12 protein-coding genes are annotated in these 13,770 nt (G+C 56.8%); 11 read left to right on the forward strand and 1 reads right to left on the reverse strand.

What is annotated here, in order from left to right:
- Positions 1-97 precede the first annotated feature (97 nt).
- The 11 genes from EKL30_RS10515 to EKL30_RS10565 all read left to right on the forward strand — a co-directional run bounded on the left by EKL30_RS10515 (position 98) and on the right by EKL30_RS10565 (position 12,672).
- Positions 98-1,702 (forward strand): ABC transporter substrate-binding protein, encoded by a 1,605-nt coding sequence (locus EKL30_RS10515; protein ID WP_126707180.1) that lies wholly within the window; start codon positions 98-100, stop codon positions 1,700-1,702.
- A gap of 86 nt (positions 1,703-1,788) precedes the next feature.
- Positions 1,789-2,760, forward strand: coding sequence for an ABC transporter permease (locus tag EKL30_RS10520; protein WP_126707181.1), 972 nt, complete (start codon positions 1,789-1,791; stop codon positions 2,758-2,760).
- A gap of 12 nt (positions 2,761-2,772) precedes the next feature.
- Positions 2,773-3,690: an ABC transporter permease gene (locus tag EKL30_RS10525; protein WP_126707182.1), complete on the forward strand. Its 918-nt coding sequence runs from the start codon at positions 2,773-2,775 to the stop codon at positions 3,688-3,690.
- Positions 3,691-3,699: 9 nt separating this feature from the next.
- Positions 3,700-5,469, forward strand: coding sequence for an ABC transporter ATP-binding protein (locus EKL30_RS10530; RefSeq protein WP_126707183.1), 1,770 nt, complete (start codon positions 3,700-3,702; stop codon positions 5,467-5,469).
- Between the two features lie 484 nt (positions 5,470-5,953).
- Entirely contained in the window at positions 5,954-6,202 is a 249-nt protein-coding gene (locus EKL30_RS10535; RefSeq protein ID WP_126707184.1) for a GlsB/YeaQ/YmgE family stress response membrane protein, read from the forward strand.
- A gap of 169 nt (positions 6,203-6,371) precedes the next feature.
- Positions 6,372-6,743: a YkvA family protein gene (locus EKL30_RS10540; protein ID WP_126707185.1), complete on the forward strand. Its 372-nt coding sequence runs from the start codon at positions 6,372-6,374 to the stop codon at positions 6,741-6,743.
- A complete protein-coding gene (locus tag EKL30_RS10545) occupies positions 6,736-8,202 on the forward strand; it encodes a DUF2868 domain-containing protein (RefSeq protein ID WP_126707186.1) in 1,467 nt (488 codons plus the stop codon). The genes EKL30_RS10540 and EKL30_RS10545 overlap by 8 nt, the downstream gene beginning before the upstream one ends.
- On the forward strand, positions 8,189-9,610 hold the full coding sequence (locus EKL30_RS10550) for a DUF3482 domain-containing protein (RefSeq protein WP_126707187.1): 1,422 nt from the start codon (positions 8,189-8,191) through the stop codon (positions 9,608-9,610). Before EKL30_RS10545 ends, EKL30_RS10550 begins: the two co-directional genes overlap by 14 nt.
- Before the next feature lie 224 nt (positions 9,611-9,834).
- Positions 9,835-10,863: an IS110 family transposase gene (locus EKL30_RS10555; protein WP_126707188.1), complete on the forward strand. Its 1,029-nt coding sequence runs from the start codon at positions 9,835-9,837 to the stop codon at positions 10,861-10,863.
- Positions 10,864-11,603: 740 nt separating this feature from the next.
- Positions 11,604-11,816 carry a hypothetical protein gene (locus EKL30_RS10560; RefSeq protein WP_126707189.1) on the forward strand — a complete coding sequence of 71 codons (213 nt, stop codon included), beginning with the start codon at positions 11,604-11,606 and terminating at the stop codon, positions 11,814-11,816.
- Between the two features lie 304 nt (positions 11,817-12,120).
- Positions 12,121-12,672, forward strand: a complete 552-nt coding sequence (locus EKL30_RS10565) for an NADPH-dependent FMN reductase (RefSeq protein WP_126707190.1) — start codon at positions 12,121-12,123, stop codon at positions 12,670-12,672.
- Between the two features lie 381 nt (positions 12,673-13,053).
- Here EKL30_RS10565 and EKL30_RS10570 read toward each other — a convergent pair whose 3' ends face one another.
- Entirely contained in the window at positions 13,054-13,479 is a 426-nt protein-coding gene (locus EKL30_RS10570; protein ID WP_126707191.1) for a VOC family protein, read from the reverse strand.
- Positions 13,480-13,770 lie beyond the last annotated feature (291 nt).

Below are 13,770 nucleotides of genomic sequence, written 5' to 3' on the forward strand. Positions count from 1 at the left end.
AATCCACGGGGATGATGCGCTAACACGGCTTCGCTGACAAGCCGCCAAACAGGCCTCTTTCAAGGGGCCAACACAATGATGAAGGGGCAGAGCAACAATGAAAATCACAAAGCTACTGAAACATTCCGCCATCGCCACAGCGCTCGCACTGAGCGTGGGCTTGTCACAATCGGTCGACGCAAAAACGCTACGCTGGTCTTATCAGGGCGACATGATGTCGCTTGACCCCATGGCGTTGAACGAAACCTTCACCCTGGGATTCCAGAGTTGGTTCTATGAAACCCTGACCGCCTACGACAAAGACCTTAAACTGGTCCCGATGCTGGCCGAGAAATGGGAAAACCCAGAACCGACCAAGTGGGTTTTTTACTTGCGAAAAAGTGTCAAGTTCCATGATGGCAGCCCTTTTACTGCCGACGACGTGATCTTTTCCTGGAAGCGTAGCCAGACTCCCGGTTCGGACATGAAGGCCTATGGCGCCAAAGCAGTCGATATCAAAAAAATCGACGACCACACAGTGGAAGTCACAACGCCCACCCCCAACCCCATCCTGCCGCGTGACTGGACCTTCCTGTACATGATGAGCAAGCCTTGGGCCGAAAAGAATAAAACCACCGAAGCCACGAACGTCAAAGGCGGCGAAAGCAACTACGCCAATCTGCATCAAAATGGCACCGGCCCTTTCGTCATTGTGGACCGCCAGCCCGACGTCAAAACCACTCTCAAGCGGTTTGATGGATATTGGAACAAAGACATTCCCACCAACGTCACGGACATTGTTTTCCAGCCCATATCCCAGGAATCCACCCGCGTAGCGGCACTCATTTCCGGCGAAATGGATATTGTGATTCCTGTACCCGTACAAGACTGGCCACGCCTGGAAAAAGAACCCAACGTGCAGGTCATGAACGAACCCGAAGCGCGCACCGTCTTCATCGGCATGGACCAGCACCGCGACGAACTGCTGTTCTCCAATGTCAAAGGCAAGAATCCCTTCAAGGACAAGCGGGTGCGCCAGGCGGTCGATCTGGCAGTGGACACCAGCGTCATCAATCAGAAGATTATGCGCGGAGCCGCTAAACCGCTGGGCACGCTTATCGGCGACAAGATCAACGGCTTTGATGAATCGTTCGGAACCCCCTACAAGGCTGACGTCGCCAAGGCCAAGCAACTATTGATCGACGCGGGGTATCCCGACGGCTTCAGCGTACAGCTGGATTGCCCCAACGACCGCTACGTCAACGACGAAAAGGTGTGCCAGGCCGTAGCCAGTATGCTGGCCCGTGTCGGCATCAAAATCGACCTGCTGGCACAGACCAAGTCCAAGTACTTTGCCAAGATTTTGCTACAGGCCGGCAACAACACCAGCATGTATATGCTGGGATGGACGCCCAGTTCCATCGACGCGGCTAATTCGCTGACCAACCTGGTTTCCTGCCGCGACTCAAAAACGGCAGCGGGCCAGTTCAATCTCGGCGGTTATTGCAATAAAGAAATCGACGCCCTTACCGCGAAAATCGACGTTGAAACCGCCCAGGCTAAACGCAATGCCATGATCAAGGAAGCCTTCACCATGTTGCATAACGACTATGGCTACCTGCCCCTGCATCAGCAACCTATGTCGTGGGGCATCAAGAAGGGCATCAAGCTTGCACAGCGCGCCGACGATGTGCTGGACATCCGCAACGTCGTAATGCCCTGAACCAGTCAGGATAACGCCGGCGCAGGCCGCGAGCTTCCCGAAGCTTGCGGCCTGCCCTGCCGGCCTGGTTTCTAGAGACTTCCCACATGCTCAACTTCATTGCCCGACGGATCTTCCAGTCGATATTCGTGATGCTCGCCGTCGGCTTCATTGCTTTCGCCATGTTCCGGTATGTCGGCGACCCCATCAATAATATGGTCGGCCAGGACACCACCCTTGAGCAGCGCGCTGAAATACGCAAGCAGCTTGGCTTGGACGACCCCTTCTTGCTGCAATATGCGCGCTTCATCGGCAAGGCTGCCCAAGGCGATTTCGGCATGTCGTACCGTCAGCGCCGGCCCGTCAGTGAGCTTATCGAAAGCCGCCTGCCTGCCACGCTTGAACTCTCGCTCGTGTCGGCGGTGATGGCGCTGTTTTTGGGTATACCGATGGGGATTTACACGGCCCTCAGGCGAAACGGCATCTTGTCGCGGACCTTCATGACCATTTCCCTGATCGGGATTTCGCTGCCGACCTTTCTGATCGGCATTTTGATGATCCTGTTCTTTGGCGTCATGCTGCACTGGCTGCCCAGCTTCGGGCGTGGTGACGTCGTACAGCTGGGCTGGTGGTCGACCGGCTTTCTGACCAACAGCGGCTGGCAGTCTTTGATAATGCCGGCATTTACGCTTGCGCTTTTCCAAATGACCTTGATCATGCGGCTGGTACGTGCCGAGATGCTGGAAGTCATGCAGGCCGATTTCATCAAGTTTGCGCGTGCCCGAGGCCTGCCTGATCGCATCATCAATTTCCGCCACGCCCTCAAAAACACGCTCGTACCCGTCATTACCATTACCGGCCTGCAACTTGGGTCAATTATCGCGTTCTCGATCATTACCGAAACGGTCTTTCAATGGCCAGGCATGGGTTTGCTGTTCATTCAGTCGATTGGCTCGGTGGATATCCCGGTGATGGCCGCCTATTTGTTATTGATCGCCTTCTTTTTTGTGATCATTAACCTGATCGTTGACCTCCTGTATTTCGCTGTCGACCCGCGACTGCGTGTGCAAAAAAGCTAGAAGGTCCAGAACATGACCCAAAATGTTATCTCGCGCGCTTTTCACAGCGATGTTTTCTACAGCTTCCGCCGCTCTCCCACGGCGATTATCTCTGCGCTTGTCGCGTTCGCCATCATCGCCGGGGCCGTGTGCGCGCCCCTGATCGCGCCGCATAATCCTTTCGACCTGGCCACTCTGGATTTACTGGATGCCAATATTCCGCCGGCATGGTCGGGCGAAGGTGACCCACGCTTTTTGCTGGGCACCGATGACCAAGGCCGCGACATGTTGTCCGCCATCTTGTATGGCTCGCGCATATCGTTACTGGTCGGTTTTGCGTCGGTCATGTTCTCACTGATTATCGGCGTATCGCTGGGTTTGATCAGTGGATATGTGGGGGGCAGGATTGATAGCATCATTATGCGCATTGCCGATGTGCAATTGTCCTTTCCCGCCATTCTTATTGCCTTGCTAATCGACGGCATCGCCCGCGGCTTGCTGCCTCGGGATTCCCAGGACAGCCTATCGCTGTACGTGCTTATCTTTGCGATAGGAATTTCGGGATGGGTGCAATACGCGCGCACCGTACGTGGCGCGACCATGGTTGAGCGCAATAAAGAATACGTGCAAGCTGCAAGGCTGATTGGCATGGGCCCTTTCATGGTGCTGCGCCGCCACGTTCTGCCCAACGTCATGGGCCCCGTCCTGGTCATTGCCACCATTCATCTGGCGATCGCCATTATTACGGAAGCCACGTTATCGTTCCTGGGCGTGGGCATCCCCCCGACGACTCCTTCGCTGGGCACCCTTATCCGCATAGGCAATAGCTACCTGTTTTCAGGCGATTGGTGGATTTCCATCTTCCCGGGTGTTGCATTGGTTTTGCTGGCCTTGTCGGTTAATTTGCTGGGCGATTGGCTGCGCGATGCGCTCAATCCCAAGCTTCGTTAAGGCTTGCATATGGCATTGCTCGAAATTGAAAATCTGCGCATCGAATTTTCCAGTCGGCGCGGCAAGGTAGTGGCCATTCAGGATGTAAGCCTGTCTCTGCAGAAAGGTGAAATACTGGGCGTGGTGGGAGAATCGGGCGCGGGAAAATCAACCATCGGCAACGCCGTCATCGGGCTGCTGGAACCACCCGGCAAGATGACCCGGGGTGCCGTGCTATTGAACGGCGAGCGCATCGACAAGCTTGGCCCGCATGAGTTCCGTGCAGTTCGCGGGCGCCGTATAGGCATGATTTTCCAGGATCCGCTGACCTCTTTGAACCCCTTGCAAACCATAGGAAGCCAGCTGATCGAAACCATGCAGGTGCACCTGCCGCTGAATGCCGCACAGGCACGGGCTCGCGCAATCGAACTCTTGGACAGCGTCGGCATAGCCGATGCCAAAATAAGGCTGGAACAATATCCCCACCAATTTTCAGGTGGAATGCGTCAGCGTGTCGTCATTGCATTGGCTTTGTGTTGCGAACCCGAAGTGATCATTGCCGACGAACCAACAACCGCGCTGGACGTATCCATACAGGCACAAATTCTGGATCTTTTGCGCAAGCTCTGTAAAGAAAAGCAGGTCGGCATGATCCTGATCACGCACGATATGGGCGTGATCGCCGAAGTCACCGACCGGGTCGCCGTGCTTTATCGCGGCAAACTGGTCGAAGAAGGGGCAACTAAGTATCTGTTAAGTAATCCGCAGCATCTCTATACTAAGAGTCTGATTTCCGCAGTGCCTCGTTCGGATATAAAGCTGCGCCGCTTTCCGATGGTCACCTACATCGAAGACGTCATTGCACCGGCGGACAAAGAAGATCTTGAGGTGGCAACGCGTTGGCTTGGACAGCAACGCACATACGGGGAACATTCGGCCAAACCGTTGCTTCAGGTGGAAGACCTGAGCATGCGTTTCGTGCTGAAAAATTCCTTCTTCAAGCGGAACCGCATTCATCTCGACGCGGTGAAGAACGTCAGCTTCCATATCAAGGAGGGTGAGGTCTTCGGTTTGGTGGGCGAGTCGGGCTCGGGAAAGTCGACCATTGCGCGCTTGATCGCAGGTCTGTACCAGACCACTAATGGCTCGGTGACGTTCAATGACGTGAACATTACGCAACTTAACAATCAAAAAATGATGAATGCGTTCCGACGCCAGATTCAGATGGTGTTCCAGGACCCGTTCTCGTCGCTGAATCCTCGCATGCGTATTCTGGACATCGTGGCGGAGCCAATACGTTTTCACAAGATCGCGACAACAGAGAAAATTACGCGTCAGATTGTCAGCGGTCTACTGGACTATGTGGGGCTTGGCACGCAGGCCTTGTCACGCTTTCCTCATGAGTTTTCGGGTGGCCAGAGGCAGCGGATTTGTATTGCACGCGCATTGGCGACGCGACCGCGCTTCCTTATCTGCGATGAACCGACCTCTGCCTTGGATGTGTCAATACAGGCGCAGATTTTGAATCTATTGAAGGATCTCCAAGAGACTCTGGGATTGACGATTCTGTTCATCAGTCACGATTTGCCGGTGATCCGCCAAATGTGCGACCGCGTCGGTGTGATGCGGCACGGGCAGCTTCTTGAGGTGGCCGATACCGAGACCTTATTTTCTGCTCCGAAGCATGAATACAGCCGCCATTTGCTGTCGCTGATGCCTAGCCTTGATTTCCTGTCGCAGGAGGGGCTGGATGTGGAGGGATCGACTGCGGGTTCTTTGGCGGCAGCTGGCGGTTATTAAGTTGCCTCGTTACCGTTTCTTTGGACGCTATGGCCGACTCCTCAGTAGTGTTGCGGGTTCTTAACAGGTGCAGTGGCCCGGGGCACGTCCGGCTCAAGTATCGCCTTCGGTCCCGTTCCGGGACTGCCCTTGCAATCGCCCCAGAGGGGGCGAGCGCGAACTTGCGGAACGGACAGCCCCCGGCTGTCCGTAAGCGTCCCGCGCGAACAGCGCGCTCTTGATTCCCCCTCCAGGCCGACTGCGCGGCGGGCTCAAACTTTCGCCGGACGTGCCCCGGGCCACTGCACCTTCAGACTCCGTAAATTGGACGGTTATCCAAGAATCGAGGCCGGAGTATGGCAACCTTTCGATACAAAAATCGTCGCTCGACGGTAGACGTCACGCCCCCGCATCCCTATGATTGACGCACACAGTCGGCGTCACAGCCGACTAGCACCATAATTCCCAATCAGTCATTTTCCTCATTTAAAGGATACAAAACGCCATGGGCATTATCAGCATGATCGTAGTTGGCTTCATCGTAGGTCTACTAGCACGGGCAATCATGCCGGGGGAACAAAAGTTCGGAATCATCCTGACCATTATCCTGGGTATCGTCGGCTCGATTGTCGCCGGTTACCTGGGTGCCGCCTTAGGCTTTTATCAGGCCGGAGAGGGCGCGGGATGGATCGGATCCATCGTCGGTGCCATTATTGTGCTGTTTATTTACGGGCTTATCGTCAAGAAAAGATAGTATTCGCCGCGGTCCACCTTGCGGGACCAGGCAATAGCGTTCAGTCCCCGGGCACTTCGACCACTCGAGTGCCCTTTTTTATGCCTTCCCTGAATACGTCCACCCGCTCAAAGCGTGCAGTGACCGATACAATACGCTATACATTTAACGCCAGCAGACTGGAGGCATCATGGATAAATTCCGGTATCAGAACGAATACACGCCCCGCCGCTTTTGGCAGAAGCTTGGACCCCGTGCCCAATCGGTCGGACGCGGCACGTTGGAAAAAGCACTGTACCTTTACTACGCCGTGCAAAGTCCCAACACACCAAAGTGGGCGAAACGCGTCATTTATGGCGCCCTGGGCTATTTTATTTTCCCGCTGGATGCCATTCCTGATTTGGCGCCGCTAATAGGCTATACCGACGACCTTAGTGTTATGGCCGCAGCCTTGGCGACGGTCATGTTTTACATCACTCCCGATGTCAAGGACCAGGCCCACCGCAAGCTGGACCAATGGTTCACCAAGCCTGCTGTCAATTCTTATACGACGGATGCCTGAGGCTCAAGCGCAGGCCAGCCTCGGTCAACCAAGGTTCAACCGATACTGGCTGGCCGAAACACTGCGGCTGCGCGAAGCGCTGTGGGGCCCGCTGGAGGACGCAAACGAAGTCCGCCGCGCCCGTGCCGAGGCGCAGAGCTTTCCTGAAAAAATACTGTTGCGCGCTGACTACCTTGGCCGGCGCGAGAAAATCGATCAGCTCATTGCGAAATGGACTCAGCTTTCCAAAGTCGCCCTACTGGCCATGTGGCTGCTCAGCGTGTTGGCGGGTGCTGCGACGGCGCTGGGCGCACTGGGCGACGGCAGCCGGTCGGTCAACGTGTTGCTTGCCCTGGTGGCGATGCTCGGGCTCAACGGCCTGGCGTTTCTATTCTGGCTCCTTAGCTTTACCATCACGAGCACGACCACTGGAACTTGGCTCGGCGAAGCCTGGCTGTGGCTTACGCGCCGATTGGCGCGAGGGCCGGATGCCGCGCTGGTGCCGCGGGCCCTGGTAGAGGTTTTAGGCCGCAATAACGCTCTGCGCTGGATACTCGGCACGGTCAGCCATGGGCTCTGGTCTACCGCCCTACTGAGCATGTTGCTGACGCTGCTGGGCATACTTTCGGCCCGGCGTTACGGCTTCAATTGGGAAACCACACTCTTATCCGCCGATACCTTCGTTTCGCTGACGGCCTCGCTTGGATGGCTGCCGGCGCTGCTGGGCTTTGCCATTCCGCCCGAGTCCGTGGTTCGAGCAAGCAATGGGCTGCAGGCCCTTCCCGAGTCGGCGCAGGCACTGTGGTCGAGCTGGTTGATAGGCTGCGTCGTGGCATACGGCTTATTACCGCGGTTGATATGCCTGGTGCTGGGCCTGGTCATGGCACGTAAGAACCTTACCGCGATCGGACTGGACGAAAGCCTGCCCGGCTATGCCGAACTGCGCCACCGGCTCGCTCCGGCGAGCCAGAAGGCAGGGATAGACGCGCCCGCCACCGCTGCATTCCAGGCACAGCTTCACCCCCGGCCTCACACATCGTACGACGTTGACCAGCCACTGCTGGTGGGAATAGAACTCCCCCCAGACACGGACTGGCCGCCGGCCAATCTGCCGTCTACCGTTGTCGATCTGGGCATCATCGATACCCGGCCCCAGCGCAAAAGCCTGCTCGATCGGCTGCAGCAGCAGAGCCCGCGCCAGTTGTTGATGGTCTGCGATGCACAACAAACCCCCGACCGCGGCACCGTTGCGCTGCTGGCTGATCTTGCCAGCCTGGCGGGTGAAGCGCACATTGTGGTGCAGGGCCAGTCACCGGCCAATATTGCGCAGGATACGCGTAGTGCCGCATGGCACGACCGCCTTCGTGCAGCGGGATTCAGTGCGGAACAATTACACATAACCCTAAGCGCCGGGCTGGCATGGCTCACCGCCGCACAGCCTGGCGATTCCTTATCCCGAGAGCCGCATGCCCAGACCTGACGTTCCTTTGCGTCTGGCCGTGGTTGGCCACACCAATACTGGCAAGACGTCACTGCTGCGCACGCTCACGCGCGATCCCGGCTTCGGCGTTGTCGAAGATCGCCCGGGAACCACACGCCATGTTGAAGGTGCACACTTGCTGGTCGATGGCGCAGTGGTCGTCGAACTGTACGATACCCCCGGCATGGAAGATGGGATCGCTTTGCTGGATTACCTCGATCAACTGACACAGCCCGGAGAGCGCGTAGACGGCCCCGAACGCGTGCGCCGGTTTCTGCACAGCCCTGAAAGTAAACGGCGCTTCGAGCAGGAAGCCCGTGTATTGCACAAATTGTTGGATTGCGATGCGGGCTTGTACGTGGTGGATGTGCGCGACCCGGTGCTCGGTAAACACAAGGACGAGCTAACCATTTTGGCCAGCTGCGGGCATCCGATCGTACCCGTGTTGAACTTTACCCACAGCCCCGAACAACGACTGGCGGCGTGGCGCGAAGCGCTGGGTCGATTAGGCCTGCACGTTATCGTAGAGTTTGACACGATCGCACCGGCGCTGGATGGCGAAGCGCAGCTGTACGATAAATTGGCTCTGCTGATGGATAAGCACGCCGGATTGCTGCAACGGCTGAAGCATGACGTTGCACAGCAAAGGCATATCCGCCACCTTGACGCGATGCGCATCGTTGCCGAAATGCTGGTCGACGCCGCGGCGTGGCACTTGCCTTGCGAGCCTGACAAGGCGGCGCTGGAAACGGCAACACAGACGTTAAGGAGAAGGGTTCGTGCGCGCGAGGACCTTTGTGTGCAAGGACTGCTGAAGCGCTATAACTTTAATAGCCGCGACTTCCCCGCCCACACCTTACCGCTCGAGGGCGAGCGTTGGGGAATGGATTTATTTCATCCGCAGGCCTTGAAGGACGTTGGCATTCACGTCAGTAAAGGCATGGCCGCCGGGGCAATGGCCGGCGCGACTCTCGATGTATTCACTGCGGGAATCAGCCTCGGGGCAGCGACCCTGCTGGGCGCGGCTGCCGGTGGTATCTGGCAGGGGGCCGATAAATTGGGTAAACGCATGCTGGGCCGCTTGAAGGGATACCAAGAGCTTAGCGTCGACGATCCTGTACTGCGGCTGCTGGCGCTACGCCAGCTTGCTTTGGTGACGGCGCTGGAACGTCGCGGCCATGCGGCCCAGGGGCCCATACAGCTCGAGACGGCGTCGTTTAACGATCCTGATAGTCCAGCGGGGGACGCGCTGACTGAAGCGTGGCGTAAGAAAAGACTGCCCGCCGAACTGCTGGAGGCTCGAAGTCAGCCGCGGTGGTCCAGTCTGTCCGACGATCACGACGGCAGTGCGCGACGCGAGCAAGTCATCCGCATGCTGGCCAAGCAACTCGCCAGTTTCAGTTCTTAAGTCGGTTCGGTATTAGTCGGGCGGACTCTCATTTTTTAAGCCGATGCAGCGGGTCGCGGGAGGCTGGGCGAAAGATCGCTGCGGTCCGCGCTTCGCCGGACTGCCCGGCCCACCGCTCTGGCTCGGGGCGGGGCCAATGGAATGGACGCCCCTACTCGTAACGGCATCAATGTGCCAAAGTGGAGGTGTTGTTTCGACCACTTGAACCGAGAGGAGCGTCTACCATGAAGATTACAACCATTGGCATCGACTTGGCAAAGAATGTATTTCAAGTTCACGGCGTTGATGCGCACGGCAAGACCGTGCTTAAGAAACAGCTCAAGCGCGACCACGTCGCGAACTTCTTTATCCAGCTGGAGCCGTGCTTGATCGGGATGGAGGCTTGCGGCGGCGCCCACCATTGGGGCCGCAAACTGCAGGCCATGGGGCACACGGTACGCTTGATGGCGCCTCAGTTCGTCAAGCCCTATGTCAAGACCAATAAGAACGACGTGGCCGATGCCGAGGCGATCTGCGAAGCTGTAGCACGACCCAACATGCGATTCGTGGCGATCAAGACGGTCGATCAGCAATCGGTTCTGGCCCTGCACCGGGCATGTCAAGGGTTTGTCCGGGCGCGCACCACGCAAGCCAATCAGATTCGGGGATTGCTGGCCGAATTTGGCCTGGTCCTGCCTCAAGGCATCCACCACGTGGCCAAGCGGGTGCCCCAACTCATGGAAGACGCGTCGGATGAATTAACCGGCACATTTCGCCTCTTAATGGAACGTTTGCTGGATCAGTTAAAGGCGCTGGATCAACATGTGCATGAACTAGAAGTCCAGATCACGGCCTGGCACCGTGCCAATCCGATGAGCCGTAAGTTAGAGAAGGTCCCTGGCATTGGACCGATCACCGCCAGCGCGTTGGTCGCCTCGATCGGCGATGCCAAGAATTTCCACAATGGCAGGCAGGTTGCAGCTTGGTTGGGCTTGGTGCCTAAACAGCACTCCAGCGGTGGCAAGCCGGTCCTGCTGGGCATAAGTAAACGCGGTGACTCCTATTTGCGATCGCTACTGATCCATGGGGCACGGGCCGTGGTTGCCCATGCCCAACGGAAAACCCGGGCTGATGGGTGGCTGAACACGCTGCTACAGCGGCGCAATACAAATGTTGCGGTTGTGGCGCTGGCCAACAAGAATGCCCGGGTTATTTGGGCCTTGCTGGCCCACGGCCGTGAGTTCCGAGTGGATTACGAGCCGAACGTCTCATAATCCACTCGGCCGATTGTTGTTAGCAACTGAAAAGTTAGGAGCCCTTCCAGCGATTGCTCAGGCGATCATGAATTGATGACAAAACAGGTCAGACCGTGGTTGGCCAAGCCCGCCGAGTTCTCGGCACCTTCAGTGCGCGGGGCCGATTGGGCGCCAACCAGCAAAATCCATCAGGGACAGCAGCACAAAGGCTGCAACCAAAGTCCGGATGTACGGGTGCAATCATTACCTTCGAGTCATCAAGAATTGAATGCTTGGCAAACAAGGGGCGTCCATGTACGAACTCGCCATCGCCAGGCCTGAGGCCTGTGCTTCTGGCTTAAACAAACGGCCCCTTTTCTCCCCGATCCAGACCGCTAGTCCGGCTTGCTCAAACTTTCGTCCCAGCCTCCCGCGACCCGCCGCATCTTCGACTTCGATTGGATTGGACCGATATTGGTCGTGTGGCAGGGTTAGCGCTGGGTTGGGCTACGCCTGGGTTTAGTAGCCTAAGTAAATGGAACATCCAGGTTGGAACCTGCCACCTTAACAATTAGTACGTGCGCGCTGCTGTGGGAAATCCGGCGCTGCATGCGATTGTGTCGCGCCCCGACCAACTCGCGCGCAGCCTACCGACTAGGCCGGCCGCCGCCCCATGTATGTCGAAAGGGCCCGGAACGCGCTCGTGAAGTGGTTTTTTTTTCGTTCATGGTCTACTCTGAAAGTGCGCCATTACCTATGCGCATTGCGAGGAAGAAGACATGATCAAGGCAGAATTGACACTTCCTGAAATCGGTTTGATTGCAGGAACGCGAGGACTTCTCGGAGCGGGCATTGCTCTCTTGCTAGCCGACAGGCTGGAGCCCGAACAGAGAAAAGCCATCGGTTGGACCCTGGTGGGAGTGGGCGTACTCACCACGATACCGCTTGCTATTGACGTGTTCAGCAAGCGGAGCAAGCCCAAATTGGAATGAGTAAATAAGCCATTGCGTACGACTTTTCCTCCGTTTGCCACCCATAGCTGCCGTAAGCAGTATGTGAAGGCAACGCGGTAAGTCTTTGATTCGGAAATAAAAACGGACTCCAAACTCATTGGTAATCGACGCTTTTCATTGGACTCGGAATTTCATGCATCCAAGCCGATAGGATACATAGCCTCACAATTCCCGGTCTACGCCGCGCCTATCTGGAGCACATAATATGTCCTTCCCGGGTATGAGTCGGCCCGGCTGTCTTGCGAGGCCCCGGCATGACGGAATATTTTCGGACACGACATATATGATCAAGATTCTCGGCATATCCGGTAGTTTGCGGGCGCAGTCGTTCAACACGGCGCTAATGCATGCCGCGCAGTCGTTGGCTGGGCCCGGCATCCAATTCGACACCGCTACCCTACACGGCATTCCGCTCTATGACGGTGACGTCGAGCAGCGCGAGGGCCTACCTGCCGCTGTGGTCCAGTTAAAGGAACGGGTGATTGCCAGCGACGGTGTATTGCTGTGTACGCCGGAGTACAACAACGGCATCCCAGGGGTATTCAAGAACGCGATGGACTGGTTGTCACGGCCCAGCAGCGATATCGCACGAGTTTTCGGCGGTCGCCCCTTCGCCGTGATTGGGGCGTCACCGGGTGGATTCGGCACTATTCTGTCGCAAACCGCATGGTTGCCTGTATTAAGGACCCTGGGCACGCGTCACTGGCTGGGCGGCCGTCTGCTGGTATCTCGGGCGAATCAGATGTTTGATGCGGATGGCACCCTCCGGGACGAAGCGACTCGTGCCCGACTGGCCGAGTTTGTACAGGGCTTTGCCGTCTTCGCGAAACCTTGATTTCGGCCCGCACAACGCCATCATTGCATAGGGACTTCAGTGCAAGTTACCGTGAGCGTGCTCATCGAGGCACCGGTGATGTTGCTGGTCGTACGTATCGTCAACCAGAACCTCCATTGAGACGCTTAACCGTTATCAGGGGACGCTTGCGCCCGGACATGCATATTAGTGGGGACAGAGTTTGTCGCGCGTGAGCTTTTGTCTTTTCGGCGAATCCTTTCCGGGTCGTGTCTACATTATGGTCAATGTACCGGACACCAATGAAGGCCGTAAATCGGCGTCGATGCCCGGTTTGAAGTGAGGGCAGAAACGACGGTCGATGACCGCTGATGGCAGGTAGCGCTCCCGAGCCATTGTCCGTTTCCGACCCATTGCTGCCTGTCAGGCTGATGCCTCAGACCACTGCGGGTTCCATACAGTTTCCCATAGATGTCCGTCCGGATCCTGGAAGTAACCCGAGTACCCGCCCCAGAATGTGTCATGTGCTGGTTTGACGATGACAGCTCCCGCCGAGGCCGCTCTGGACATGACTTCATCAACCTCGGCTTTTGAGGATACGTTGTGACCTAGAGTCATTTCGGTCGGATTGGCGACACCTGCTGCGAGCCCTGTGTCATGGGAGATGCTCGATCTTGGCCAGAGCGCAAGGCGAAGACCAGGTTGAAGATTAATAAATACAACAGCTCCATGCTCGTACTCTTTACCTACGATACCCTCAGTGGGGAAACCTAGCCCATCGCGATAGAAGCGCAGCGACACGTCAAGATTGTCAACGCCGATGGTGATGACAGTGATTCGTGGTTTCATGTGACTGACTCCGTTGGAGGCTTCATTGACCTTGGTCGAAGAAATCTATCACAAGTGGCGTCATGCGACCCGCTTCGGCCCGTCAACCGAGCGCGACCTATGCGGCGGCTTCCAAGGTACAGCGGACCTCCGGTTTGGGTTGGCCGGACGCCAGTCTGGAGCCGCGGACGCTAAATTGCCGGCTTGCCATTAAAATTGAGGACGTAAAATCCACACGTGTAACTCGGATCGCAAACCGCAGCTGGCTCGCAAAGCAGAGTATGTGTTACGTCCTTTAACGGTGTACTTTTG

It is taken from the genome of Candidimonas sp. SYP-B2681 (assembly GCF_003971065.1).
Lineage (GTDB): Bacteria > Pseudomonadota > Gammaproteobacteria > Burkholderiales > Burkholderiaceae_B > Pollutimonas.

Coding starts and splice junctions, on each gene's coding strand:
- EKL30_RS10545 (WP_126707186.1), top strand. CDS start 6,736: ATGCCTGAGGCTCAAGCGCAGGCCAGCCTCGGTCAACCAAGGTTCAAC.
- EKL30_RS10530 (WP_126707183.1), top strand. CDS start 3,700: ATGGCATTGCTCGAAATTGAAAATCTGCGCATCGAATTTTCCAGTCGG.
- EKL30_RS10535 (WP_126707184.1), top strand. CDS start 5,954: ATGGGCATTATCAGCATGATCGTAGTTGGCTTCATCGTAGGTCTACTA.
- EKL30_RS10540 (WP_126707185.1), top strand. CDS start 6,372: ATGGATAAATTCCGGTATCAGAACGAATACACGCCCCGCCGCTTTTGG.
- EKL30_RS10565 (WP_126707190.1), top strand. CDS start 12,121: ATGATCAAGATTCTCGGCATATCCGGTAGTTTGCGGGCGCAGTCGTTC.
- EKL30_RS10570 (WP_126707191.1), bottom strand. CDS start 13,479: ATGAAACCACGAATCACTGTCATCACCATCGGCGTTGACAATCTTGAC.
- EKL30_RS10560 (WP_126707189.1), top strand. CDS start 11,604: ATGATCAAGGCAGAATTGACACTTCCTGAAATCGGTTTGATTGCAGGA.
- EKL30_RS10525 (WP_126707182.1), top strand. CDS start 2,773: ATGACCCAAAATGTTATCTCGCGCGCTTTTCACAGCGATGTTTTCTAC.
- EKL30_RS10520 (WP_126707181.1), top strand. CDS start 1,789: ATGCTCAACTTCATTGCCCGACGGATCTTCCAGTCGATATTCGTGATG.
- EKL30_RS10515 (WP_126707180.1), top strand. CDS start 98: ATGAAAATCACAAAGCTACTGAAACATTCCGCCATCGCCACAGCGCTC.
- EKL30_RS10550 (WP_126707187.1), top strand. CDS start 8,189: ATGCCCAGACCTGACGTTCCTTTGCGTCTGGCCGTGGTTGGCCACACC.
- EKL30_RS10555 (WP_126707188.1), top strand. CDS start 9,835: ATGAAGATTACAACCATTGGCATCGACTTGGCAAAGAATGTATTTCAA.